The following is a 21,975-nucleotide window of genomic DNA, read 5'->3' as shown; positions in this document are numbered from 1 at the left end:
ATGAAGCCCGCCTTTCCCTCAGGCCCCACCACCCGCTCCGCCCTTTACTGGATCGGCCTGCTCTCGGCCCTGAAGGCACTTTCGCTCGTACTCATTGCCCAAGCGGCGGCCGGCTTGCTCGCCCACCTCGCGTCCGGAACCGCCGACGCGAACACCGGGCTTTTCTGGGGCGCCGTCGGGGCCGTCCTTCGCTCCCTGACGGTCTGGGGCCAAGGAGTTGCCTCCCGCCGCGCCGCCTTGGGCGTCAAAGAGGAAATTCGGGCGAGCTTGCTCAAGCGCTCGCTTGCCGGGGACATCGCAGGGCCGGAAAAGCCAATGAACGACGGCGGCCTTGCGGTCCTTGCCACGCGAGGCCTGGACGCGCTGGACGACTACTACACCCAATACCTTCCCGCACTCATCAACTGCGCCACCGTGCCGTTGCTGATCGGGGCGCGGATACTCTTCGCGGACTGGGTCAGTGCCGTGGTGATCGTCCTGACGGTGCCACTGGTGCCACTCTTCATGGTGCTGATTGGCCGCCACACAGAGGACACCGTTCGTGCTGCCCAGACCACCCTCCGCAAACTGTCCGGGCACATCCTGGAACTTGCCAAGGGACTGCCCGTCCTGGTGGGCCTCGGCCGGGCCAGCGAACAGCGTGCAGCGCTGGAAGAAATCTCTGAGGAGTACCGTCGGCGAACCATGGGTACGCTCCGCACGGCTTTCCTTTCGGCGCTGGTTCTCGAGCTCATAGCAACCATCTCGGTGGCCGTGGTTGCCGTGTTCATCGGTGTGCGGCTCGTGTCGGGCGATATGCCGCTCGAGGCGGGCCTGCTGGCGTTGATCCTCGCTCCCGAGTGCTACCTTCCCCTCCGGGAGTTGGGCACCGCCCACCACGCCAGTGATGACGGGCGTGCAGCGCTGGAAACAACCAACGCTGTACTCAACGCTCCCAGCCAGCACCCCGTGACCGCTGCCGAGAACGGTGCGCCGCTCGCCGACGTCGTAGTGACAGGGCTGTCGGTCACCTACGCCGGCATGAGCCAGGCCGCCGTCGGGCCGCTGACCTTCACCGCCCCCCGAGGTGCCATAACAGCGCTCGACGGCGAGAGCGGCGCCGGGAAAAGTACCATCCTGCGCGTCCTGGCGGGACTCATTGGGTCCGGGCAGGGTACAAGCGTCACCGGGACCGTCACAGGAGTCCACCCGGAATCCGTCGCATGGGTACCGCAGCACCCGGTCATGGCCTCGGACACCGTGCGGGAAGAAATAGGGCTCTATCTGGGGGAGACCGAACTCGACACCGCTGAGGCCGTTGCCCGCGTACTTCGTTTGGCCTCGGCAAGCCACCTCGCAAGCAAAGTACCCGCCGAACTGAGCCCCGGCGAGCTGCGCCGGGTGGCGCTTGCCCGAGGACTTGCCAGACTCGAGGCCGGAGCGAAAATCCTCTTGCTCGACGAGCCGACCGCCCACCTGGACCTCTCTGCCGCCGGCGCGGTTCGCAACGCCATTGAATCGCTGCGCGGCACCACAACCATTCTCTTGGTTGCCCATGACGCGCAGACCAGGGCGCTCGCAGACCACGTCGTGTCCGTGGGCCGGCCCCGCTTGCCGGGGGCTGGCGGCACAGTCCGGGCGCCTGCCGTGCCGTATCTCGCGGAGTTGGATCCCGTCAGGGCCACCGAGGCGGCTGCAGCGTACGGGCAGGCGGACACGGACGAGGTTCCTGAAGGCGCCAGCGCGTCGACGCAAGCGAGTATCAGAGGCTTGTTGAGGGTCCTTGCACCGGTTCGCGGAAAGTTCCTGGCCGCAGGCGCCCTGGCTATCCTGGCGGCTCTGTTTGCTGTGGCCCTGTCCGGCTTGTCCGGTTGGCTGATCATCAGGGCCAGCCAGCAACCGCCCATTCTTTACCTGTTGGGCGCGATCGTGGGAGTGCGGTTCTTCGGCCTCGGACGTGCCGTTTTGCGTTACTCCGAGCGGCTCCTCACCCATGACGCCGTCTTCGCGGCCATGACGCGACTCCGCGGTGCCCTGTGGGCAACCCTGAGCCGCCGTGCCCTGTCCCTGCGGAGACTCCTGCAGGGCGGCAATGTACTTGGTTCAATCGTGGATGACGTGGACACCCTCCGCGACCTCCTGCCACGAGTGGTCCTGCCTCCGGTCACTGCGGTGGGAGTGGGCGCGGCGGCTATCTGCGCGACCGCCATCATCGCGCCGCCGGCGCTGCCCGCCACGATGCTTGCCACTGTGATGGGGCTGGTACTCGCACCGATCGGAGCCGTCCTGGCCGACCGGAACGCCACCACATCTGAGCAGAAGGTCCGCGCGGTGGTCCTCCGGGGAGTCGCGGTGGCGCTAAATGCCCGCGAGGATCTCAGCGCCAACCGGGTGAGTGAACCCGTCCTCTCCGCCCTGCGCGCCAAGGACCGCGAGGCCACGGCTTCCGCCCAGCGCTCCGCTTGGGCGGAAGGACTGGGCCAGGGCTTGATTGTGCTCGGCTGCTCGCTTGGTGCTTTGTGGGCCGGAGTCCTTTGTGCACAGCCTCTACATGGCGGCCTGCCTCCGGAACTCACGGCCGTGGTTGTCCTGGTGCTGCTGGCTCTGGTGGAACCCTTCAGCGGGGTTGCTTCCGCAGCCCGTCTGGCCCCGGCGTTGAGGGCGGTCCTGGGCCGGGTTGGAACTTCGGGCGCCTTGGACGCCACCGCCGACGGCGACACGAAACAGGCCGGGAAGATGCTCGACGCCGGTGTCCGTTACCTGCCCGACCGTCCCGGCAAGGCCGCGGGTGGGCCTGCTCAACCTGGCCTTGAACTCGTTGGCGCGGCGGCAGCATGGCCCGGTGGTCCGACCGTGTTTTCCGGGCTTACGGCTGAAGCTGGCCCTGGGCGTTGGCTAGTTGTCACGGGACCCTCGGGTGCGGGGAAGTCAACGCTCTTATCCGTGCTGCTCGGATTCCTGCCACTGACTGAAGGCGTGGCGCGTGTGACGGGCGTCGCCGCTTGGTGCCCCCAAGAGGCTCACCTCTTCGACTCCACCATTCGGGGAAACCTGCTCCTGAGCCGGCCTGCGGGAGCGAAGCCCAGCGAGGCCGAGATGCAGAAGGCGCTGGCCGACGTCGGACTTCACAGTCTGGTGCAGGCTTTGCCTGGGGGCTTGGACGCTCGGATTGGCCCGGGCGGCACTTTCCTCAGTGGCGGCGAGAGGCAGCGCCTAGCCATGGCACGGACGCTCTTGACAGGTGCATCGGTGCTCTTGCTGGACGAGCCAACTGCCCATCTGGATTCGGCCTCGGCTCGGGAGATGATGGCGAGCCTGAGGGCCGGACTTCGGGATGTCACCGTAGTGCTCGTGACCCACAATCCGGAGGACATCGACCCATCTGACGTGCGGCTCGAGTTGTCCGGAAGAGCAGCGGCCATAGTGACAGGAGAGCTGTTCGCTACCGAGGCGTAGATCAGCCATCCACGTCGTGGAGGTGATGGACGACGTCGTGCAGGAAATACCGCGAAAACGTCAGCACCGTGAACTCTGATCCGTTGCTGCGGATCCCTGTGCGCTGCCAGTCGTCCTCCACTACCCGGGCAAAGGACTCTGCGATCTGCTCGCCTTCTGCCTGAAGCTCGTCGGCAACGGTCTGCGGGTCCGAGGACCCGTAGTCGCCGTCCACCGCGGCCTGGTCCTGATCCCAATTCCCGAACCTTGCGTCGTCCTCGGTCAGCATGAGGTTAAGCCGCTGGTCGAAGAGGCTAAAGACGTCGCGCACATGGCACGCGTACTCCAGATTGGACCACGTATGGTCGTTTGGGCGCTCCGATGCTTCTCCCCGGCGCAGGACCGCGCGCCATCTGGGCAGCATGTTCAGTACTACGCCCGGGACTACCGAGGGAGTGACGGTGGAGGGATCAAAACCACAGTCGGGGCAGGGCTCGGAGAGCACCCACGTCCAATCTTTTTCATCAGGGATGATCGGCATGCCGCCAGTCTAAGCTGATCCCGTTCACATGCCCTGCCAGACGCGGGCTGCCGGGCCGGAAACAGGTACCTGACCCCTGTTACTTCCGAACCTCTCCGAGAGTAAAGTTCGTCCCGGGAGGAGAGCCGGAAAGAGAAAGATATGCTCAAAGATCTGCAAGTTGGTGCCGTTCTACCGGCACAGGACATCGGCCGGGCACGCGCGTTTTACAGCGAGAAGCTCGGGCTGGAACCGGAGAACCCGGACGCCGAGGACAACCTCATGTACAAGTGCGGCGACGAAACCGGATTCTTCATCTACCAGACGTCGAACGCTGGTACGGCAAAGAACACACAAATGGGCTGGATGGTCAGCGACGTTGATGCCGCTGTTGCGGAGTTGCGGGAGAAGGGAGTGGTCTTTGAGGACTACGACTTCCCCGGGCTGAAGACCGAGAACAGCGTGGCAAGGATGCCGGACGGAAGCGCTGCTGCGTGGTTCCTGGACAGTGAGGGCAACATCCTGAGCCTCAACCAAACCCCATAAGGAAGCACTGGAGGAAGCACAGCAGGAAGGAAGGGCAGCCAGGCCAGGCGTCCAGCTTGGCCTTACTGCCTTTCGCCAACAATGCGGCCCTTCGGCAAGATGCCGTTAGCGGCTAGTCCTCCTGCGCCCAGGCCATGCTTGGGCCCACAGCCTCGACTGGTTGCGATAACGGAACACCCGAGCCGTCACGGCGTCCGTGCTCCTGCGGCAGCGACCTTGCCACCCCCGCTGCGGACGATGCCTTCGCCGGGCCATGTCCTGCCCACGCAAGAAGCAAAGTGTCCTCGCCTTTGAGGAACCGGTGCACGCGCACGCCCCCGGTGGCCCGTCCCTTGACGGGATACTCCTCAAAGGCAGTTACCTTGGCGGTTCCCGGTGCCGTGCCCGGCAGGGCGCCTGAAGTCCCGGCGATGGTAACGACGACGGCCGCGGCATCATCGGCACGGACGGCACCGAAGTGGATGACTTCGTCGCCCGCGGCAAGCTTGATGCCAGCCATTCCGCCTGCTGTCCGTCCCTGCGGGCGGACGTTGGAGGCACTGAACCGCAGCAATTGTGCCTGTTTGGTCACGAACACGAGGTCGACGTCGTCCTCTTGGGCCGGTTCCACGGCGAGGACTGAATCCTTGTCCTTCAAGGCGATGATGTCCCAGTCTTCGCGGTTCAACGGATACTCGGGCTGGACGCGTTTGACCACGCCCTGAACAGTGCCTATGGCCAGAACCACATCCAATGGGACAAAGGCCACCAGCGACTCACCCTTGAGCAACGTGATGAAGTCCTTCGCCGGGACGCCGCCGGCCAGGTTCGGAAGGCCGGAGACCGGCGGCAGGACGGGCATGTCCATGACCTGCAACCGCAACATGCGGCCTTGGGAGGTGACCGCGCCGATTTCTCCACGGGCCGTGGTCTTGACCACAGACCGGAAGACATCATGCTTTGTCCGGGGACCGGATTCAGCGAGCGGCTCCTGGTTGGATGTCCTGGCGATCTGGCCCGAAACGCTCAGCAACGCCCAGCAGGGGTCGTCCGGGATTTCCAGGGGCAGCGCCGCACCTTTGCCCTTGGGACCAGGCGCAGCAGCGGCGAGGGCTGCAGCCACCGTGGGGGAGACCGCCTCTGATTCCAGCAGCACCGTGCGCCGGGGCGTGCCGTACTTTTCGGCGACGGTGGCGAGTTCGCCGGACACCACGTCGCGGAGCAGCTCGTCAGAGGCAAGGATGGCCTCAAGGGCTTCGATTTCGCGGCGGAGCTCGTCCTGCTCTTTCTCCAACTCAAGGCGGGAGTACTTGGTCAACTGCCGGAGCCGCAGTTCCAAGATGTAGTTGGCCTGGATCTCGGTGAGATCGTAGATGGACATAAGCCGTTCCCGTGCAGCCGAGGCTTCGTCGGACGAACGGATGATCTGGATAACTTCATCGATGTCCACGATTGCGATCAGGAGGCCCTCCACCAAGTGGAGGCGGTCCTTCTTTTTGCCCAGGCGGAACGAGGTGCGGCGCCGCACCACATTCAGGCGATGTTCCACATAGACCTGCAGCAACTGCAGCAGCCCGAGAGTCTGCGGCTGGCCGTCAACAAGAGTGACGTTGTTGATGCCGAAGGAATCTTCCATGGGGGAGTAGCGGTACAGCTGCTGCAGCACGGCGTTCGGATTGAAGCCGTTCTTCAACTCGATAACGAGCCGCAGGCCGTGGTTACGGTCCGTCAGGTCCACGACGTCGCTGATGCCTGTCAGCTTCTTGGCGTTGACGGCGTCCTTGATTTTCTCAATGACTTTTTCCGGCCCCACCATGTAGGGAAGTTCGGTAACCACCAAGCCGGTCCGCCGCGCCGAAAGCTGTTCCACCTCGACTTTTGCCCTGGTTTTGAACGAGCCCCGGCCGGTGGCGTAGGCATCGCGGATTCCGTCAAGGCCCACAATACGGCCACCCGTTGGCAGGTCCGGGCCGGGGATAAATCGCATGATCTCGTCCAGCGTGGCGTCCGGCTTCGCAATGAGGTGGCGTGCCGCGGCGATGACCTCCACCAGGTTGTGCGGAGCCATGTTGGTTGCCATGCCCACGGCGATTCCGGTGGTTCCGTTGACCAACAGGTTGGGGAACGCTGCGGGGAGGACCTCCGGCTGGGTCAGCTGGTTGTCGTAGTTAGGAACGAAGTCCACCACGTCTTCATCCAGGTGGTCCGTCATGGTCAACGCGGCGGCGGCGAGTCGTGCTTCCGTGTAGCGCGGGGCGGCCGGGCCGTCGTCGAGCGAGCCGAAGTTGCCGTGGCCATCAATCAACGGCAACCGCAGCGAGAAGTTCTGGGCCATGCGCACCATGGCGTCGTAAATGGCAGCGTCACCGTGGGGATGGAGCTTACCCATGACCTCACCCACCACGCGCGCGCTCTTGACGTGTCCACGGTCCGGGCGCAGTCCCATGTCGGCCATCATGTACAGGATGCGCCGCTGGACGGGCTTGAGGCCGTCGCGTGCGTCCGGGAGGGCGCGCGAATAGATGACCGAGTAGGCGTACTCCAGGAAGGAGCCTTCCATCTCGGAAGTGACGTCGATATCAACGATGTTTTCGGTGAAGTCGCCGAGGGGCTCGCCCTTGCGTGCGGAAGTTTGGCTGCGGGCCATGGGGTCGGTGAATCCTTGAAAGTTGTACTGCGGATGTTTTAGCTAGGCTAAGCCTATGGTGGATCAGCCCGGCGTCGGCATTTATCCGGAATATTGGGAGGCCGATGTCGTCCTGCGCGACGGCGGGACCGCCCACCTCCGCCCTATCAGGCCCCAGGATGCCGATGCTTTGCAGGCGTTCCACGCGGCCCAGTCCCAAGCTTCCATCTATATGCGGTTCTTCTCTTTCAAGCCCAAGCTCTCGGGCAAGGAAGTGCGGCGGTTCACTGAAGTGGACCACGTCAGCCGGGTGGCTTTCGTTATCACCATCGGGGGCGAGATTATCGGGATCGGCCGCTATGACCGGCTCGATGACCCGCTGGAGGCTGAAGTCGCCTTCAACATTTCAGACGCCCACCAAGGCCGCGGAATTGGCTCCATCCTGTTGGAGCATTTGGCTGTGGCCGCCCGTGAAAACGGGATCCGCCGCTTCACGGCCGAAGTGCTGCCGGACAACAGGAAGATGCTCATGGTCTTTGCCGATGCCGGCTATGACCTCAAACGGCAATTCGACGACGGCGTGGTCTCAGTCGAGTTCAACATCGACCCCACGGAGAAATCCCGTGCGGTCATGGAATCCCGGGAACACCGTGCGGAGGCTCGCAGCGTCCGCGACCTGTTGTCGCCGTCGTCGGTGGCTGTGATCGGTGCCAGCCGTAAATGGGGAAGCATCGGCCACCAACTGCTCGAACACATCATCGAGGGCGGGTTCAAAGGCCCGGTGTACGCCGTCAATCCGGAGGCCTTTGAACTGGCGGGCATGATCTCGTTCGCCAAACTCTCGGACATACCCGGGCCGGTCCAGTTGGCCATCATCGCTGTTCCCTACGGTGAGGTTCCCAAAGTGGTGGAGGACTGCATCGGCGCCGGACTCAAGGGAATTGTGGTCGCGACGGCGGGATTTGCCGACGACGGCGAACGCGGCCTTGCGCGTCAACACGACTTGGTTCGGCGCGCCAGGGCTAACGGGATGCGGGTCATCGGCCCCGAATCGCTGGGGATCGTCAATACACACCCGGCAACTTCCCTCAATGCATCCATGGCCCCTGCCATGCCCCGGCGCGGCAGCCTGGGCCTCTTCAGCCAGTCCGCGGCCGTGGGTGTGTCCGTCTATGCTGCCGCAAGTCGGCGCCGGCTGGGTTTGTCCTCGGTGCTGTCCGCCGGGAACCGCGCCGACATCTCGGGCAACGACGCCATGCAGTTTTGGGAGGACGACGCCGATACCTCTGCGGTGGGTTTGTACCTCGAATCAATCGGCAATCCACGCAAATTCTCGCGGTTGGCACGGCGATTGTCGCGGAACAAGCCCGTCATTGTTGCCAAGTCCGACGTCACGGGCCTTAGCCTGCCGCCCGGTCATGCCGTCCGGACCACCCAGGCTCCACCGGCTGCGTTGGATGCCATGTTGCGCCAAGCCGGGGTTATCCGGGTGGACACCATCGAAGAACTGATGGACATCGCGCAAGTGGTTTCCACGCAGGCTTTGCCCACCGGTCCGGGCGTGGCCGTGTTTTCCAACTCCACGGCCCTGGCGAAAGTGGTGGCCGACAGTGCCGGTCCGCTCGGGCTGGACGTAAAGCGCTTTGTCACTGATGTGGACCTTGAAGCCGGCATGTCCGTTGCCCTGCCCGCACTGCGGGCCCGCCTGCAGGAAACTTTGGCAGAGGAGACGGTGCACGCAGTAGTGGCAGCTCTCCTGCCCGTCCGAGGCCTCACTGTTGAAGCCTTGGCCGGCGTTCTTGCCGAGTGCGCCTCCCGGGCCGGGAAACCGGTGGTGGCCGCATTCACGGGCATCCTTGATCCCTCGATCCAGGTGGAAGGCTTGGTCGGGGGCGAAGGAGGGACCTACCTGCCGTGTTATTCCAGCGCCGGGACCGCTGTTGCGGCGCTTGCTGCGACCGTCCGGTATGCCCAGTGGCGGGATCGCGACCAAGGGCTCTTCCTTGACCCGGAGGGGTGCGACGTAGACGGGACCGGAGAGCTTCTGGCGTCGATGCTGGCCGACCTCGAAGGCGATGAGCTCAGGAAGCTCGACGCCGGTGCTGCCGCGACGTTGCTGTCCGGCTACGGCATCGATGTCCTGCCGTCTGTGGGCTTCGCAACCCCGGATGAAGCGGTGGTGGCAGCAGAGGAAATGGGCTGGCCCGTGGTCCTGAAAACCACGGAACCTTCCCTTCGGCACCGGCTTGACCTTGGCGGCGTCCGGCTTGATATCCAGGATGCAGAATCACTGCGGCAAAACGTCGCCCAGATGCGCAGGGCTTTGGCACCGTATGGGTCCCCATCCCTTGAAGTGCAGGCAATGGCACCAGTGGGACAGGCTTGCACGCTCCGCGCCATGGAGGACCCGCTGCTGGGACCGGTGGTCTCGTTTGGGCTGGCAGGGGATGCCGTGAACCTCCTGGATGACTGGGCCCATCGGGTTCCGCCCCTCTCCACAGCGGACTTGCATGATGTGATCCGCTCTCCACGGGCATCACGGAAGCTTTTCGGCTACCAAGGCTTGCCGGCCGTGGACGTTGCAGCCTTGGAAGACATTGCAGCTCGGCTGGCGAAGCTTAAGGACGACCACCCGGGCATTGCCTTGGTGGAGTTCAACCCGGTCCTCGCCGGCTCGTCAGGAGCGGCAATCCTTGGCGCGGAAGTCTGGATCGGGAACGCGGCGCAGCGGACTGACAGTGCCCGCCGGGCCATGCGCGGCTAGCCGCCGAGTTCCGTCCACAGGGCTGGGATGCGGTTAGGAAGTCACCGGGCGATCTGTGAAAATGGGTGAATGAGCACGCAGTCTCCGACGCCCCATTCGGGTCCATCCAACACCGGGTCCCACACTTCCCACCACCACACCTCCCAAGGGCAGAGCTTGGCCCAAGCCCTGGAACAGGCGGGTTTCTACCCACGGTTGGTGTCCGACGTCGTGGATGATGCCCTGGACGGTCGCGAATGCTTGTCGCACCTCGTGCATCTGGAGACCCATTTCGACCGGGCTGAAGTCCGCCGGCACATTACCGTCCTGGTGCTCACCGAGGACATGCTGGTGATCACCCACGTGGATGACCAGCAACTGGACGAGGCAGGCGAACAGATCGTCGCGCAAATCTCCACCGAGTCGGTGCCAGTGGCTCAGATCCGTTCAGTCGTGCTGAGCTACATCTATGCCCAGCCGCAGGATTACAAGCCGTCGGACCCGGTACGCGAGCTGACGGTCTCCATCGCTTGGTCCGGTGGCCAGCGGCTGGATATGGGACCTGCCAGCTGCGGTGATCCACAGTGCGAAGCCGATCATGGCTACAGCGGCACAATTGCCCAGGAAGACATTGTGTTGCGCATCAGTGCTGAGGCAGACGGGCTCCAGGCCGTTCAAGACGCAAAAACGTTTGCCCGCGCTCTGCGTGCGGTCAATACCGGCAACGCGGCTCCTCTCCAGCACTCGGCCGTTCCGGCGCCCCGGCCCCGTTCAGGCGTTTTCAGTAACCGCTTGAACCGTGGACACCAGCGTTGAGCGATCCGCAAACGGACGTACCTTCAGCGCCACTGTTCGGAAGCAGGTCGATCGCCGAAGTCATGACCAGTTCCGCCGCGGCTTTGGGTGTGCCCGGTTTTGACAACCACCTGGGGCTGCTCCCCACGCAGCGTGTCTGCGTGGTCCTCGCCGATGGCCTGGGACGGAACCTGCTCAAACAAAAGGCTTCGCATACGCCCTTTTTGCGCTCTGTCGCTGCAGCAGGGCAAGGGAACATTCCGGTGTGGATAGACTCGGCTTTCCCCAGTACGACGGCGGCCTCCCTCGCCAGCCTGGGCACCGGCCTTCCCGCCGGGCAGCACGGGATGGTGGGCTACGACGTCCTCGATCCTGCCCAGGACAAAGTAGTGAACCTGCTTGGCAACTGGGACGCAGGGGTGGACCCGCAACACTGGCAGCCCTGTCCCACTGTCTTTGAGTGGGTTGCGGCGGAGCTTGACGTCATCACTGTCAGCCTGCCTCAGTTCGGGAATTCCCCCATGACGCAAGCAGCCCTGCGGGGTAGCCGCTTCGCGGGCGGAACCACCTTGCACGCGCGAACCGCTGCTGCTGCCGAGGCTATGTCCGGGTCCCCGAGATGCCTCATGTACTTCTACGTCAACGAACTGGACAAAGCGGGCCACCGTTATGGATCCCAGTCGGAGCGGTGGGAGCATCAGCTGGAAGAGCTCGATTTCACCATCAAACGCCTCGCCGCCACCCTGCCCGCCGGGACCACGATCGTCGTGACCGGGGACCACGGGATGCTGGATGTTCCCGAGTCCCAGCGCATCGACTACTCCGCCGATGCGTCGCTGGTCTCCGGTGTACGGCACACCGCGGGGGAACCCCGCATGGTTCATCTTTACTTGGAACCGGACACCAATGAGACCCACCGGGAGGCTCTCATTGCTGCCTGGCGCCAGCGTTTTGGCGAACGTATTTGGGCCTTCACGCGGGAGCAAGCAGTAAACGCCGGATTGTTCGGCGCCGTCCGCCCGGAGGTCGCCCCGAGGATTGGTGACGTCATGATCGCGGCCCGGGATACCTTAGCCCTCTATGACACCCGAAGGGTGAGGCCGGCGTCCCTGGAAGTGGTAGGACAGCACGGATCACTGACCAAGGCCGAACGCGAGATCCCGCTGCTTTGTTTCACGGCTACGGGCAAGCGCAGCTGACCGAGGTTTCGGGGGTGTGCGTTCCGGGGTTGTGCCTTCGGTGATTGGTGCGCGTTCGGGGATCAGGCCCGAACAGGGATGCTAGTCTCCGCGGGCACCAAAAACGATTTCGTCCCAGCTGGGAATGCTTGAGCGTTTAGGCCGGGACGGTTGCCGCTCCGCGGAAACATCTGGCTCTTTATGCTTGGCAGGGGCCTTTGAATCCGGTGTCTCTGAGCTTGGTGGCTCGGGGTCGGCGGCTTTTGTCCCTTGAACCTTGGTCCCTTGAATCTGTATCTCGGCAGTGTGCGTGTCAGCATGGTCGGTATCGGATGGGTCCACAGCTGAGGCTCCATCACCGCCGCTGCCGAGAAGCTCATCCAGGCCGGCAGGCTTCCGTGCGCCCGGCCCCGAGACTGTCCGCAGGGGACTGGCCACCACCGTGATTTCCCGCGTGTCCGTACTGACGCCCTCATGGAGCCGCAAGGAAGCGTCGCCGTCGTCGCTTGTGTCTGTGTGCATCGGCGCCAGGCTGAGGCGCGAGAGTATCGAGGGCCTGCCGTCCCTGCGGGAGCGCGTGGCAGGCGTCGGATCGATCTCCGGGTCCGCGCTGGCGGGTTCCTCGATTGCGTCGACGTCCTCGGGCCTCGGGTGGGCAGCGGGAACATTGGTCAAGAGGACCGCTAAGGCGTCGTCCGCCTCTTCGTCCACGCCCAATCGCTGGCCGCGCCGGGAACGCAGCATCTCCAGCAGACTGTCCGAGTCCTTGGCTGACGTGCGCGCAGCGGTCTCGGCGTCGGTTTCGAAGTCGAAGGGCCGATCGGACACGGCGGTGAGGCGCCGTGCAGGCACTGGGCCGTCCAAGGGCTCGAGTTCGCTCAACTGCTGGGCCCAGCGGTTGGCGTTCTGCAGGGATTTCCGTTGCGGACTGAACGTCCACATAGCCGGTGGCTCCTCGCCGATGCTGCCCTGGGCGCCCGGAATGGTTTCGAAGCGCGCCACGACCGTCCACGTACCGTCCGCGCGACGCCAAGAGTCCCACTCCACCGTTGAGGAATCGATGCCGTGCGCTGCGAGCCGGTGGTTCACCATCTCGCCGAGGCTCGCCGGGTTGTCGCCGAACGCCGAACGGTAGACGTCGTGGCCGGGGACTGGAGAAGCGATCTCGATATTGCGTGCCTGCCGAGCCACATATTCACGTTCGGCAAGGACGGGACCTTCATACCGTTGCACGCTGGCAAGGGGCAGCCCCGAGAGTTCAGCGACTTCTGCGGCGGTCGCTCCGCCGCGGATCCGCGCCTGGATGTCCCGTGGAGACATGGCGATGGGGGAGTTGGCGGCGCGTGCCGCCACTTGGGCAGGGGTCCGGCTGGTGGCAGCCCTCAGGGCCTCGTCGATCGGAAGCTGGAACATCGCACCGCCGGGTCCGCTGAGAAGCAGATGGCCGCCGTCGTCGTGGACGCCTACCAGTCGTAGATCCTGCATAACACCCTCCACCACATGGCATAACTGACATTCGAAACTCTGCCACCCACGCAGGCCTTTTCCTATTAGGACAAGGGGCGTGCCGTGATATTCCGGCAAAACATCCGGGTGAATATCCTGGCTGGCGTCCGGCTGGCGTTGTGGCGAAGGTCCGCCTGAAGAAGTGCGGCCCTGGCGAAGCTCTGGACTTTTGCGGTACGGCGGAGGAAAATCTGGCCGGTATCGGGCACAAATCCGCGTACCCCGGCGTTGGACCCGTACACCGGAAACAAAGGTTTGCGCCAGTCCGGCAATCTATCCATTGCAGGTTCGGAGGATGAAAAAGACGATGGCCACGGATTACGATGCCCCTCGGAAAACTGAGGAAGACGTCAGCGAAGACTCCCTTGAGGAGCTGAAGACGCGCCAGCCAGGGAGTCAGTCCTCAGCGGTGGACGTGGACGAAGCAGATTTAGCTGATGCTTTCGAGTTGCCGGGAGCCGATCTTTCCGGAGAAGAGCTCCTCATCCAGGTCACGCCGCCCCAAGCTGACGAATTCACGTGCTTCAACTGTTTCCTGGTCAAGCACAGGTCGCAGATTGCCGCGGAGCGGGATGGCCACCTGTACTGCTCCGAATGCGAAAGCTAGATTGGGCGAGCGTCAGGCTCTGGGGGAGGTCAACGCAGAAACAAGTGCATCCGGCCTACGGGTGGACGTTAGCCAGTACGGGGTGCGGTCCGCAGGGTCGGTGATCTCGATCTTGACCACAGGGTCCACCCATCCTCGGAAGCACATGTAGGCGAGGCCGTTCAGGCGTGTGCCGCGCTCGGCGGAAGCATCGCTTTTTTCGAAGCCCTCCACGGTGCCCACGAACTCGCGGTCGATGGTTGCGCGTCCCACGCGAAGGGTGTCTTGGGTGACCGAGATGGTGGGCGTTGAGAGCAACAGCATGGTTGTCATGAGCGCAAAAAGGACAAGGGCCGCAATAATGGCCGCGGCCGTGCTGATGGGTCCGAACATCAAAAGTCCTGCGCTCGACAGCCCTACCACCACAATCCAGATCCACGCCGACGGCCACAGCTTCTCTGTATAGATGGGCTGGGAGGATGACGCGGTGTTTCCGGCGGGCATGGAGGCGGAAGGGTCAGGCGTAGGCATGGATCCAGCTTATCGGTCCACGCCAAATCGGGACGCCCGGCGGTGGAGGCAACGTAGAATAAACCACTGTGAGCAACGAGACCGCAGTACTAAGGACAGAGGCCGAACCCGCAAACGCGGATGGCTCGGATACCCCGGCAAGCTATGGGACCCCTACCGTTAACGTCCAGTTGAAAATGCTCGACGACGGCCTTGAAGCGCCGTCGTACGCGCACCCTGGCGACGCCGGGGCGGACCTGCGCGCACGCGAAGATGTGCACTTGGCCCCGGGCGAGCGGAAGTTGGTTCCAACAGGCGTTTCCATCGCGTTGCCGAATGGCTTCGTTGCCCTCATCCACCCCCGCTCGGGCTTGGCAACCAAGCACGGCTTGACCGTGGTCAACGCACCGGGAACGGTGGACGCCGGGTACCGCGGGGAGATCGCCGTGACCCTCCTCAATACGGACACAACCCAGCCCATAGAGCTCAAGCGCGGCGATAGAATTGCACAGATGGTGATTCAGCGGGTGGAGTATGCACAGTTCGTCAACGTCGACCAGTTGTCCGATTCCATACGCGGTACCGGCGGCTTCGGTTCCACAGGCGGCTTCACCACACCACAGGCGTAAATAGTCCACCCTCACGGCGGGCGGCACCCATGAAAGGGATGCCGCATTGCCGTTGTTGACTGTGGTTGCGGTTTACTTGGGGACAGACCACTACTAAGGAGAAAACCCGATGCTTTTTGGGCGCGGCAAGAAGTCCAAGGCCGAGAAGACCGGTACCGCTGGAACGCTCGGCGAATCCGACTCCGCTGAAGTACAAAGTTCCGGGGCTGCCGGGACAGCAGCCAAAGGGGACTTCCGGGGGAGCAAGGGTCCTTTGGACATTAGCGAAATCGAGAGCCAGGACGGCTACGTTGACCTTGGGGCGCTGCTAATTGCACCGGCCGATGGCCTCCAGTTGCGGCTCGAAGTCGAAGAGGCCACGCAGCGCGTTGTGGCGGTCACCATGGATCTGGGCGGTTCCAGCCTCCAGCTCCAAGCGTTTGCAGCCCCGCGCTCAGAGGGTCTCTGGGACGAGATTCGCGAGCAAATCAGTGAGTCGGTAGCGAGCCAGAGCGGAGAAACCGAAGAAATTTCGGGGAGCTTCGGACCCGAGCTGGTGGCGAAACTGCCCGCAGAAGCCACAGATGGAAGCCGAGGTTTCCGCGCGGCCCGATTCATCGGCGTCGACGGTCCCCGTTGGTTCCTTCGGGGCGTTCTGGGCGGGGAGGCTGCGCTGAATCGCGAGGCCGCGGCCGACCTGGAAGAGTTGTTCCGGCGCGTAGTGGTGGTTCGCGGTGAAAGCCCGATGCCGCCGCGGGAACTCCTGCAGCTGCGGGTACCCAAGGATGCTGCCGTTCCAGGACAGGCAGGCGCCCCCGCCGGTGAGGCCGCGATGCACCAGCCCGAACGAGGACCGGAGATCACCCAGATTGGCTGACGCGACGGCAGGGAATGGATCCCTCCAGCAGCAAGGGCATGGAGTCAAGGACCTCCCTGCCCGTGGCCGGGCAGAATGCTACGGATTCGTCGATTCGGTGACACATCAACCACCCAGCCCGCAGCCTTTCTTTTCTGCGCTGGTAGTCGACCACGTCCAGGCCGGATCCCCGGCAGCCGGCGGCGCCAGAAAGCCAAATCCACGGCTACGCGTCATTTGGCTTGGCCGGGATCGGGTGCCGGGCATCAAGGCCGGGGTGGAGGTCCATCTCAAAGGCATGGTCACCGAGGTCGAAGGCCTTCCGGCCATGTTCAATCCCCGTTACGAGATACTTTCCACCCAGGAGCACTAAAAACGTGGCCAACGGATCAGAACCGACAGACCCAGCCAACCCAACAGGTGCCCCGAGCCCAGCCGTGGTTCCGCCAACGTCCGGGCCAACGATGTCCGAACTGGCTGCCGGGTACGCCGAGCGGGCCGGTATCCAGCGGAACAGCTCAGGGCACGTAGACATGCTGAAGTCCGCCGGCGGAGTGCAAGGCACCGCCGAGAGCATCCTGCCGGGGCTCGTTTTCCTCGTGGCATTCACCATGTCCAGGGACCTGACAGTGTCGCTGGTGGCTGCCTTGGCCGCTGCCGCAATCTTTACGGTCATCCGGATCGTCCAGCGACGTCCGCTGACCCAAGCCTTGGCAGGCGTGGTGGGCGTTGGCATCTCGGCGTGGTTGGCCAATACGACAGGCAGGGCTGAGGACTTTTACGTTCTGGGATTCTTTACCAACGTCGCCTACATAGCTGCAATGGCGTTGTCGGTGGTGGTGAAATGGCCTATCGCCGGACTCCTCTTCGGGTTCGTCCGCAATGAAGGCTTCGACTGGCGAAAAAATCCAGTGCGCCTCCGGACCTACGCCAACGGCACCTGGATCGTGGTCGCTGTCCTTGCCTTGCGACTCGTGGTCCAGGTGCCGTTGTACCTTATGGGTGAGCCAGGGTTGACCGCGTTGGCAACCACACGGATCCTGATGGGTGCTCCGCTGTACATCCTCGGCTTGTGGGTCGCTTGGCTTGTCACCAAGCCCGCGCCTCAGCCGTCGAAGCCGTCGTCGTCCGCAGCCTGATCGGGTGACTCCTGGTCGTCGTCGCGGGGTCCATGTCCGGCAACGGAGGCTGGAGACAGCAGGCCCCTGAGGTCGTCTTCGGCGGCAAGGGTGGTCACGAAGAACAGTTCGTCACCGCCGTCGAGAACATCGTCCCGCGTAGGCGTGATCGGCACGTGGTCCCGCAGGATAGCAACCAAAGTAGCGTCCTCAGGCCATTCGATGGCACCTACCGTGCTGCCGATAATGTGCGAGTCATGTGGAACGGTGAATTCCACGATGGACGCCACACCGGTCTGCAGGGTCAGCAGGCGCACGATGTCACCGATCTCAACCGCTTCCTCCACCAAGGCCGTCATGAGTTGGGGTGTGTTGACTGCCACGTCGACACCCCAGGAGTCGTTGAACATCCAATCGTTCTTGGGATTGTTGACCCGCCCGACGGTACGGCCTACGCCGAATTCCGTCTTGGCCAGCAGCGAAACCACGAGGTTGACCTTGTCGTCACCGGTGGCTGAAACCACGACGTCGGCATCCTCCAGTTTCGCGTCCTGCAGGGTGCTCAACTCGCAGGCGTCTCCAACCAACCAGCGGGCTCCCCGCAAGCCGCTGCGACCAATGACTTCGGGCTTCAGGTCGATCAGGAGAATCTGGTGGTTGTGGGCCAGGAGCTCACGCGCGATGGACGAGCCGACGCTGCCTGCGCCAACTATGACAACTTTCACTACAACTCCTTGATGGGTGCTTTGGCGAGGATCCGGCTGATCTCCGTTGTCCGGTCCAGGCTCAGCATCGCGTGGACTGTGTCGCCTTGCTGGTAAGCCGTTCCGGTTTGCGGCAGCATTCCTTCGCCAAACCGGGTCAGGAACGCGATACGGATACCAGCAGCGGCCTCGATGGAACTGAGGCTGTGCCCGATCCAGCCTTCATGAAGATCGATTTCAGCCAAGACCAAACGTCCCGACGGCTCCCGGTAATCGCCCGCAAGGTGCTGTTCGGGGAGGATGCGGCGCAGGACTTGGTCAGCGCTCCAGCGGACAGCCGCAACCGTGGGAATGCCCAGGCGCTGGTAGATTTCGGCCCGTCCGGGATCGTAGATTCGAGCCACCACGTGGCCCACGTGGAAAGTTTCACGGGCGACGCGTGTGGCGAGGATGTTCGAGTTGTCTCCACTGGAGACCGCAGCGAATGCGTAGGCCTCCTCCACGCCGGCCCTCTTAAGGGTGTCCCGGTCAAATCCTACGCCCGTGACCTTGCGTCCCGAGAAAGTGTTGCGCAGGCGCCGGAAGGCACGTTCGTCCTGATCGATCACCGCCACGGAATGGCCTGCGTCCTCCAGGGTGTGTGCCAGGGTTGCGCCAACACGGCCGCAACCCATGATCACGAAGTGAGCCACCATGTCTCCTAAAAAGTATCGTCCTGCCGCTTGTGCTGCCGCTTCGTAAGACTTTACCGTCGCAGTGCCCGTACGGCGGCGACCACCGTCATGACATCGCCGTGGATTCAGAGTAGTTTTGCGGGGTGCTGACTATTCTCAACGCCGCAAAGCGGATATTGGTAGGCAAGCCGGTCCGGAACGACCGCTTGGCCCACACCTTGCTGCCCAAACGCATCGCTTTGCCGATTTTCGCTTCTGACGCCCTTTCCTCAGTGGCCTATGCCCCTGATGAAATCCTGCTGACATTGGCGTTGGCCGGGGTGAGCGCCGTGACTATCTCACCGCTGGTCGGCCTCGCCGTCATGGTGGTGTTGCTCACAGTTGTTGCTTCCTACCGGCAAAACGTCCACGCATATCCCTCCGGCGGCGGGGACTATGAAATCGCGAACGTGAACCTCGGGAAATACGCAGGCCTCACGGTTGCTGCCGCACTGTTGGTGGACTACGTGCTCACGGTCGCCGTGTCGATGTCATCTGCGGCCGCGTATGTGACAACTGCCATACCGTCGATGCACGGACAGCAGGCTGTCATCGCCACCGTTGGCGTCGTGGTCCTTGCGTTGGTTAACCTCCGCGGCATTAAAGAAGCGGGTTCGGTGTTCGCCGTTCCTACCTATATCTTCATGGCTTCCATCCTGGGCATGACCGCCGTCGGTATCTTCCAATTCGTTACCGGGCAGTTGGGGCAGGCTCCGTCGGCTAACTTCACCATCGTCCCGCAGCAGGGTTTCGACCAAGGCCTGGTAGGGCTGGCCGGTGGATTCCTGCTGTTGCGTGCGTTCTCCTCCGGCGCCGCTGCACTGACCGGCGTCGAGGCCATCAGCAACGGCGTGCCGAACTTCAAGAAGCCCAAGAGCAAAAACGCGGCTACTACATTGCTGCTGCTCGGTGCCATCGCGGCTGCAATGCTTGCCGGGATACTCTTCCTGGCCAACGCCACCAAGGTGCATATCGTCCAGGACCCGGCCACGGAATTCCTCGTTGACGGCAAACCGTTGCCGGACGGCTATGTCCAGAACCCTGCAATCAGCCAGATCGCCGACACCATATTCGGGGCCGGATCGATTCCTTTCTACATCGTGGTGGCGGCCACGGGCGTCATCCTCGTTTTCGCGTCCAACACTGCGTTCAACGGTTTTCCGGTGTTGGGATCCATCCTCGCCCAAGACGGATACTTGCCCCGGCAACTCCGCACCCGTGGTGACAGGCTTGCTTTCAGTAACGGCGTGCTGGCCCTGGCGGCGGGGGCGCTGGTTCTGATCCTGTCGTTCAACGCAGACGTCACCAAACTCATCCAGCTGTACATTGTGGGCGTTTTTATCTCCTTCACCGCCAGCCAGCTCGGCATGATCCGGCACTGGGGCCGGCAACTGAAACTGGCCAAGGACAAAGCCGTCCGCCGGCGCATCATCAAATCCCGAACCATCAACATGGTCGGTTTCGGCATGACGGCCTTGGTTCTGGCTATTGTCCTGATCACCAAGTTCGAACAGGGTGCATGGATCGCCCTGTTGGCGATGTTCGTTCTGTTCCTGATCATGTGGAGCATTCGCGCCCACTATGACAACGTGGCCAAGGAACTCGCGGTGGATGAGGACTCCTCACCCAGGGCCCTGCCGACACGCGTCCACGCCGTGCTGCTTGTCTCGCACGTCCGCAAACCCGTACTGCGCGCTTTGGCCTACGCACGGGCCTCACGCCCCTCGCGTTTGGATGCCGTGACGGTCGATATCAACCCCGAGGACACGGAACACACCGTCCGTGATTGGGAGAAGCTCGAGATTCCGGTGCCGTTGACGGTCTTGGCCAGTCCGTACCGCGAGACGGTGACGCCCATCATGGACTACATCAAGAACATGCGGCGCGACTCCCCACGGGACCTGATCGTGGTCTATATCCCTGAATATGTTGTGGGTAAATGGTGGGAGCAACTTGTCCACAACCAGACGGCCCTGAGAATCAAGACCCGGCTCCACTTCGAGCCCGGTGTGATGGTGGCCAGCGTCCCGTGGCAGTTGAAGTCCTCCGAAGAAGCAAAGGCACTGCAGGATACCAAATGACCTTCCACAGCACTTCCACCCCGGCCGCCGGCAGCGTAGGGAACGACGAGCCAGGGGCTGAACTCGTCGTAGATGTAGGGCCGATCGCCCACGGTGGCCATTTCGTCGCTCGGCACGAAGGCCGCGTGATTTTCGTCCGCCACGCGATCCCGGGGGAAAAGGTCCGGATCAGGTTGACCGATTCCGGCGAGGCCTCGCACTTCTGGCGTGCCGACGTCGTCGAGGTCCTCGATGCTTCACCGCACCGCGTCCGCCACTTTTGGAAACTTGCCGATTCTCTGGACTCCTGGCGCCACGGCGGCCCTCCGGTTGGTGGTGCCGAGCTCGGCCATATTGACCTGCCGTGGCAGCGGGAGCTGAAGGGCCAGGTTCTAGCCGAGCAGCTCAAGCGTCTTGCCGGCATCGAGCGGGTGACCGACGTTGAGGCCGTAGGGGATGACGACGGCGGCCTCGGCTGGCGCACGCGCGTCGGCTTCGCCGTGACCTCCAAGGGACGGTTGGGCATGCACGCGCATCGTTCCGACCTCGTCATCCCGGTGAAGGACATGCCTCTGGCACTTCCTGCCATCAATGAGTTGCGGCTATGGGACGTGGATTGGACCGGGATTGCGCGGGTGGAAGTTGCAGCACCCGCGAACAGTACGCGACCCCTGGTTCTTGTGGCTCCGGAGGAATCGACGAGCCCCAAGCGAATCCATAGCGTGGTGGCGCAGTTGCCGCCCGACGTATCCGTGGCCAGCTTTGAGCCTGGCACTGGCCATGCCGTCCAGCTCCGGGGGAGGACCTGGGTGCAGGAAACAGCTGCGGGTCACGAGTACCGCGTCAGTGGCGAGGGGTTCTGGCAGATCCACCGGGCCGCGCCAGACACCCTCACCGCAGCAATGACAGGATTCCTCGCCCACGGTGGGTTCCTTGAGCCCGGCGCAACTGTGGCGGATCTGTACGCCGGCGCCGGCCTTTTCTCGGCTCCCTTGGCTGAAGCCGTGGGAGTCACCGGATCGGTGCTCTCTGTTGAGGGCGCTCCGGGTGCCAGCCGGGACGCTAGGAAAAACCTTCACGGCGAGTCGAATGTGGAGATCGTCCAAGGCCGGGTGGAGCGGGTACTCCGTCAGCGTGCACGCAGTTTTGACGCCGTGGTCCTCGACCCTCCCCGGGCCGGGGCGGGTAAGGCCGTGGTCCAGCAGCTCATCGATACCCAACCACGCGCCATTGCCTATATATCCTGCGACCCCGCATCGTTCGCCCGCGATCTGGGTTACTTCCAGCAGGGTGGATGGCGGCTGGAATCGCTGCGCGCCTTCGATCTCTACCCGCATACCCACCACCTCGAAACGGTGGCGCTGATCGTACCGGCTTCCTAGCCGCCCCACGGGAGGCCAATGCCACTACGATGGCTTTAGTAGTCCCGCCCCGATCTGCCGTCCTGCGGTATGAACTGCCGACGGGGCGACCAAGAGAGAAACGTCGCCGGCTAAGTAAGGCGTGCCTAACT

The 21,975-nt window shown here is 63.4% G+C and carries 18 protein-coding genes; 12 read left to right on the top strand and 6 right to left on the bottom strand.

Annotated elements, in window-relative coordinates:
• Entirely contained in the window at window positions 1-3,435 is a 3,435-nt protein-coding gene (cydD, locus tag SB659_RS07545) for a thiol reductant ABC exporter subunit CydD (protein WP_410550004.1), read from the top strand.
• Window position 3,436: 1 nt separating this feature from the next.
• On the opposite strand, the gene SB659_RS07540 is transcribed toward cydD, so the two are convergent.
• The gene (locus SB659_RS07540; protein ID WP_284979585.1) at window positions 3,437-3,955 is read right to left on the bottom strand and encodes a DinB family protein; all 519 of its coding nucleotides are present in this window, start codon (window positions 3,953-3,955) and stop codon (window positions 3,437-3,439) included.
• A 141-nt stretch (window positions 3,956-4,096) separates the two neighbouring features.
• Between SB659_RS07540 and SB659_RS07535 the strand changes: the two genes are divergently transcribed.
• Window positions 4,097-4,480: a VOC family protein gene (locus tag SB659_RS07535; protein ID WP_284979586.1), complete on the top strand. Its 384-nt coding sequence runs from the start codon at window positions 4,097-4,099 to the stop codon at window positions 4,478-4,480.
• Between the two features lie 112 nt (window positions 4,481-4,592).
• Here SB659_RS07535 and SB659_RS07530 read toward each other — a convergent pair whose 3' ends face one another.
• Window positions 4,593-7,106, bottom strand: a complete 2,514-nt coding sequence (locus SB659_RS07530; protein ID WP_410550003.1) for a DNA topoisomerase (ATP-hydrolyzing) subunit A — start codon at window positions 7,104-7,106, stop codon at window positions 4,593-4,595.
• A 55-nt stretch (window positions 7,107-7,161) separates the two neighbouring features.
• Here SB659_RS07530 and SB659_RS07525 point away from each other — a divergent pair, with 55 nt between their 5' ends.
• The 3 genes from SB659_RS07525 (at window position 7,162) to SB659_RS07515 (ending at window position 11,822) form a co-directional block, all read left to right on the top strand.
• The gene (locus SB659_RS07525; RefSeq protein WP_410550002.1) at window positions 7,162-9,849 is read left to right on the top strand and encodes a GNAT family N-acetyltransferase; all 2,688 of its coding nucleotides are present in this window, start codon (window positions 7,162-7,164) and stop codon (window positions 9,847-9,849) included.
• A 69-nt stretch (window positions 9,850-9,918) separates the two neighbouring features.
• Window positions 9,919-10,644, top strand: coding sequence for a DUF5998 family protein (locus tag SB659_RS07520; RefSeq protein WP_284979591.1), 726 nt, complete (start codon window positions 9,919-9,921; stop codon window positions 10,642-10,644).
• Window positions 10,641-11,822: an alkaline phosphatase family protein gene (locus SB659_RS07515; RefSeq protein ID WP_410550001.1), complete on the top strand. Its 1,182-nt coding sequence runs from the start codon at window positions 10,641-10,643 to the stop codon at window positions 11,820-11,822. The genes SB659_RS07520 and SB659_RS07515 overlap by 4 nt, the downstream gene beginning before the upstream one ends.
• An 81-nt stretch (window positions 11,823-11,903) precedes the next feature.
• On the opposite strand, the gene sepH is transcribed toward SB659_RS07515, so the two are convergent.
• The gene (gene sepH, locus SB659_RS07510; protein WP_410550000.1) at window positions 11,904-13,286 is read right to left on the bottom strand and encodes a septation protein SepH; all 1,383 of its coding nucleotides are present in this window, start codon (window positions 13,284-13,286) and stop codon (window positions 11,904-11,906) included.
• A 328-nt stretch (window positions 13,287-13,614) separates the two neighbouring features.
• Here sepH and SB659_RS07505 point away from each other — a divergent pair, with 328 nt between their 5' ends.
• The gene (locus tag SB659_RS07505; protein ID WP_410550076.1) at window positions 13,615-13,914 is read left to right on the top strand and encodes a DUF4193 domain-containing protein; all 300 of its coding nucleotides are present in this window, start codon (window positions 13,615-13,617) and stop codon (window positions 13,912-13,914) included.
• A gap of 12 nt (window positions 13,915-13,926) precedes the next feature.
• Here the strand turns inward: SB659_RS07505 and SB659_RS07500 are convergent, their stop codons facing one another.
• Window positions 13,927-14,424, bottom strand: a complete 498-nt coding sequence (locus SB659_RS07500; RefSeq protein ID WP_284979595.1) for a DUF3093 domain-containing protein — start codon at window positions 14,422-14,424, stop codon at window positions 13,927-13,929.
• A gap of 68 nt (window positions 14,425-14,492) precedes the next feature.
• On the opposite strand from SB659_RS07500, the gene dut reads away from it, so the two are divergent.
• From dut to SB659_RS07480, 4 genes are all read left to right on the top strand, one after another.
• A complete protein-coding gene (dut, locus tag SB659_RS07495) occupies window positions 14,493-15,032 on the top strand; it encodes a dUTP diphosphatase (protein WP_410549999.1) in 540 nt (179 codons plus the stop codon).
• Window positions 15,033-15,141: 109 nt separating this feature from the next.
• The gene (locus tag SB659_RS07490; protein ID WP_284979597.1) at window positions 15,142-15,888 is read left to right on the top strand and encodes a DUF3710 domain-containing protein; all 747 of its coding nucleotides are present in this window, start codon (window positions 15,142-15,144) and stop codon (window positions 15,886-15,888) included.
• Window positions 15,881-16,240: a hypothetical protein gene (locus SB659_RS07485; RefSeq protein WP_410549998.1), complete on the top strand. Its 360-nt coding sequence runs from the start codon at window positions 15,881-15,883 to the stop codon at window positions 16,238-16,240. Before SB659_RS07490 ends, SB659_RS07485 begins: the two co-directional genes overlap by 8 nt.
• A gap of 4 nt (window positions 16,241-16,244) precedes the next feature.
• Window positions 16,245-17,006: a DUF3159 domain-containing protein gene (locus tag SB659_RS07480; RefSeq protein ID WP_410549997.1), complete on the top strand. Its 762-nt coding sequence runs from the start codon at window positions 16,245-16,247 to the stop codon at window positions 17,004-17,006.
• Here the strand turns inward: SB659_RS07480 and SB659_RS07475 are convergent.
• The gene (locus tag SB659_RS07475) at window positions 16,973-17,710 is read right to left on the bottom strand and encodes a potassium channel family protein (protein ID WP_284976044.1); all 738 of its coding nucleotides are present in this window, start codon (window positions 17,708-17,710) and stop codon (window positions 16,973-16,975) included. The genes SB659_RS07480 and SB659_RS07475 overlap by 34 nt on opposite strands.
• The gene (locus SB659_RS07470; RefSeq protein ID WP_284979627.1) at window positions 17,710-18,381 is read right to left on the bottom strand and encodes a potassium channel family protein; all 672 of its coding nucleotides are present in this window, start codon (window positions 18,379-18,381) and stop codon (window positions 17,710-17,712) included. The genes SB659_RS07475 and SB659_RS07470 overlap by 1 nt, the downstream gene beginning before the upstream one ends.
• Before the next feature lie 125 nt (window positions 18,382-18,506).
• Here SB659_RS07470 and SB659_RS07465 point away from each other — a divergent pair, with 125 nt between their 5' ends.
• Both SB659_RS07465 and SB659_RS07460 read left to right on the top strand, forming a co-directional pair.
• Window positions 18,507-20,483 carry an APC family permease gene (locus SB659_RS07465; protein WP_284979599.1) on the top strand — a complete coding sequence of 659 codons (1,977 nt, stop codon included), beginning with the start codon at window positions 18,507-18,509 and terminating at the stop codon, window positions 20,481-20,483.
• Window positions 20,480-21,844 (top strand): class I SAM-dependent RNA methyltransferase, encoded by a 1,365-nt coding sequence (locus SB659_RS07460; protein WP_284979600.1) that lies wholly within the window; start codon window positions 20,480-20,482, stop codon window positions 21,842-21,844. Before SB659_RS07465 ends, SB659_RS07460 begins: the two co-directional genes overlap by 4 nt.
• Window positions 21,845-21,975: the final 131 nt, after the last annotated feature.

It is taken from the genome of Arthrobacter sp. SIMBA_036 (assembly GCF_046535135.1).
Classification (GTDB): domain Bacteria; phylum Actinomycetota; class Actinomycetes; order Actinomycetales; family Micrococcaceae; genus Arthrobacter.
This window is presented reverse-complemented; position numbering and strand designations above follow the sequence as displayed.